We start from the raw sequence: 3,844 nt of genomic DNA on the forward strand, positions 1-3,844 counted from the left end.
AGTGCAATTACAACAGCATTACAGTCTTCAAGATCTCCAAAGTCAAGTTGAAAAAGCCAGTGCTTGCCACAATTTTCAGCAAGCTTTACAGCAAAGCAACCGCCGACCCAGTTTAATTGCTGAAGTAAAAAAAGCATCACCAAGTCGCGGCATTATTCGGGCAGATTTCGACCCGGTGGCGATCGCGCAAGCTTACCAACGTGCTGGGGCAACTTGTCTATCTGTCCTTACAGATACTCGCTTTTTTCAAGGCAGTTTTGACAATTTACAGCGGATTCGTCGATCGGTCGAGCTGCCGTTGTTATGTAAAGAATTCATTATCGATCCCATTCAAATTTATCTCGCGCGGTTGGCAGGTGCTGATGCTGTTTTATTAATTGCGTCGATGCTGAGCCTAGAAAAGTTAGGCGAACTACTCTGTTTGATTCAAAAGTTAGGAATGGAAGCCTTAGTCGAGGTACACGATTTGGCGGAACTCGATCTCGTTTTGTCAATACCCTCTTTACGTTTAGTTGGGATTAATAACCGCAATCTTGCAACTTTTAATGTTGATGTAACCACGACTCAAACCGTATTAGCCGATCGCAGTGATGCCCTCAAAAACCGAGGGATTACCGCGATTAGTGAGTCGGGACTGAGCGATCGATCTCAGTTAGATCGAGTAGTTTCGTGGGGTGTAGATGCGGTGTTGGTGGGAGAATCTTTGATAAAACAAGCAGATATCGAACGCGCGGTTCACTGTTTAATGACTGGCGAGGGTTGAATAATTTACCCATAGAATGCCTACGATTGAAATCGTGGCTAATGTTGCAAAGTCCGCCTACGCGGACTGATTAACTAGTCCGCGTAGCGAAAAGTGCGGTCTTGGGGCGCGACGTTTGTGGGGGAAGCTTCCCCCTCAGAGCTTCGCTTGTTTCCCCAAGTAGAGCACCTTTTCAAGAGAGGCGGACTTTGCACCGCAAACAGCGGTTTCTAACCGCTGGGGTTATAGATAAGTGGATGACGGATGCAATTTTCTATTTGTCGATCGAACTCCAAATTCGAGCGATCGAGCGCTAATATTCTATCGAGCTAAATAATTATGACTGCCTCAGTTTCTAATCGTTTTGAATCGTTAAAAACAACGAAAAATTCCGTCAATTCCTGTGGCTTAATTCCATTTATTATGGCGGGAGATCCGGATCTAGAGACTACGGCGCGTGCCTTAAAGGTGTTAGATCGGTGTGGGGCGAGTGCGATCGAATTAGGGGTTCCTTACTCCGATCCATTGGCAGATGGGCCAGTCATTCAAGCGGCGGCGACACGCGCCTTAGAACGAGGAATTAAGTTCGACTCCATTTTGGCAATGCTTGCTGAAGTGACTCCCCAATTGAATGCGCCGTTGATTTTGTTTACTTACTACAATCCCATTTTACATCGGGGGATTGAGTGCTTTTTAGACCAAATTGCCGCAGTCGGAGTTCGAGGCTTAATCGTGCCCGATCTACCCCTAGAAGAATCCCACTTACTAATCGACGCGGCGGCAAAAATCGGGATCGAAGTGACATTACTGGTTGCTCCGACTAGTTCGCCCGATCGGATTAAAAAAATCGCTACTGCTTCGAGTGGCTTTATTTATCTCGTTAGCGTGACGGGAGTAACGGGGATGCGCGCTCAAATCTCTCAGCAGGTTTATCCCTTAGTACAACAAATTCGCCAGGTCACTGATAAACCGATTGGGATTGGGTTTGGAATTTCCGACCCCAAGCAAGTAGCACAAATGAGGGAATGGGGTGCTAATGCCATCATTGTCGGCAGTGCCTGTGTCAATGCTTTGGCTAGTGGCACGCCAGAGCAAGGATTGATGGCACTCGAAGATTTGTGCGGTGCTTTTCAAGCAGCATTGGCTGATTAGGTTTCGATCGTTTAATACTTATACAAAATCGGTTTGCAACGCTCACTAACCCTGCCCTCACCCCCAACCCCTCTCCCAAGCTTGGGAGAAGCCGGAGCCGCAGGCGAGGGCGGGGTGAGGGCACGGGTTTCATCAGCAAAAGAAGTCTTTGTATAGCGAATTTGGCATAAGAAACTAGTCCGCCTGCGCGGACTTTGCATCACAAGCAGCGGTTTCTAACCGCTGTGGTTATAGATAGCAACTTAGATTACTCATTCTCAATAATTTACTCTTCACATCATGATTAGCAAAGCTCCCGCTCCAATGTTTCTCGAAGTTCAGCAACCCGACAGGCTCGGTCGGTTCGGACGATTTGGCGGTCAATATGTCCCCGAAACCCTCATGCCTGCCTTACAGGAGTTAGATCTGGTTCACCAAAAATATCTCAACGAGCCAAGCTTTCAGGCAGAGTTAAATCATTTACTCAAGGATTATGTCGGTCGGGCAACACCCTTATATCTTGCCGAGCGCCTAACCGCGCATTATGCCAAACCGGATGGCAGTGGCCCTCAAATTTATCTCAAACGCGAAGACTTAAACCATACAGGTGCCCACAAAATTAACAATGCCCTCGGTCAAGCCCTCCTCGCCAAACGGATGGGCAAACGGCGAATTATCGCGGAAACTGGAGCCGGACAGCATGGGGTAGCAACAGCGACAGTTTGCGCTTTATTTGGCTTGGAGTGCATCATTTACATGGGAGTTCAGGACATTCAACGTCAATCCTTGAACGTCTTTCGGATGAAATTAATGGGGGCGGAAGTGCGCCCAGTAGCGTCGGGAACTGGTACCCTCAAAGATGCCACTTCGGAAGCGATTCGCGATTGGGTAACAAATGTCGAGACAACCTACTATATTTTAGGCTCTGCGGCTGGCCCTCATCCCTATCCGACGATCGTCCGGAATTTTCAAGCAATTATCGGTAAAGAAACTCGCGCACAGTGTCTAGAAAAATGGGGCGGATTGCCAGATATTCTGCTGGCTTGTGTCGGTGGTGGCTCGAACGCAGTGGGCTTATTCCACGAATTCTTGACTGAACCAAATGTGCGCTTAATTGGCGTTGAAGCCGCTGGTAAAGGACTAGATACAGACCAACATGCGGCGACGCTTACCTTTGGCAAAATCGGCGTATTGCATGGCGCGATGAGTTACGTGCTGCAAGATGACGAAGGGCAAATTATTGAAGCTCATTCAATTAGTGCTGGTTTAGATTATCCAGGTGTCGGCCCCGAACACAGTTATTTAAAGGATCTAGGGCGGGCTGAATACTATAGCGTGACTGATGGGGAAGCTCTAGCGGCATTTCAACAACTTTCACAGTTAGAAGGCATTATTCCGGCTTTAGAAACGTCTCATGCGATCGCGTATTTAGAAACTCTTTGTCCTCAATTATCAGGAAGTCCCAAAATTGTAATTAACTGTTCGGGACGCGGGGATAAGGATGTCCAAACGGCGATCGATAGTATTCAATTTTAGAGGATGTTTGAAAGTACGGACAAGATAGATCGGTTTATACCCGCATTGGTGTAAATCCCCCTTAAAAAGGGGGACTTTAAAGCCCCCCTTTTTAAGGGGGATTTAGGGGGATTCTCTAGGATCTCAGCAGCAATCTACAAGCTACTATGAATACCAACAAGATTCTCGATGATTGTCGAATTGCAAATCAGCAACCAAAAAAAATAACTATTCTTGGTGCTGGAATTGCAGGTTTGGTCGCAGCTTACGAACTCGAAAAATTGGGTCATCAGGTCGAATTGCTCGAAGGTAGTTCCCGCATTGGTGGTCGGGTGTGGACGCACCGCTTTGGGTCTGGATCTGATGCTCCATACGGGGAACTCGGTGCGATGCGGATTCCCAAAACTCACCAACATACACTGCATTATGTCCACGAGCTAGGATTGGCAGATCAGC

Annotated in this window: 4 protein-coding genes; all 4 read left to right on the top strand. The window is 47.5% G+C overall.

Annotated elements, in window-relative coordinates:
* Positions 1 to 763 (top strand): indole-3-glycerol phosphate synthase TrpC (trpC, locus tag RMO35_RS10175; protein WP_309740883.1); only part of this gene is annotated, 763 nt, incomplete at its 5' end.
* Between the two features lie 318 nt (positions 764 to 1,081).
* Entirely contained in the window at positions 1,082 to 1,894 is an 813-nt protein-coding gene (gene trpA / locus RMO35_RS10180) for a tryptophan synthase subunit alpha (protein ID WP_309740884.1), read from the top strand.
* Between the two features lie 279 nt (positions 1,895 to 2,173).
* Entirely contained in the window at positions 2,174 to 3,409 is a 1,236-nt protein-coding gene (trpB, locus tag RMO35_RS10185; protein ID WP_309740885.1) for a tryptophan synthase subunit beta, read from the top strand.
* A 146-nt stretch (positions 3,410 to 3,555) separates the two neighbouring features.
* Positions 3,556 to 3,844 (top strand): FAD-dependent oxidoreductase (locus RMO35_RS10190; protein ID WP_309740886.1); only part of this gene is annotated, 289 nt, incomplete at its 3' end.

Source organism: Chamaesiphon sp. OTE_20_metabat_361 (assembly GCF_031364565.1).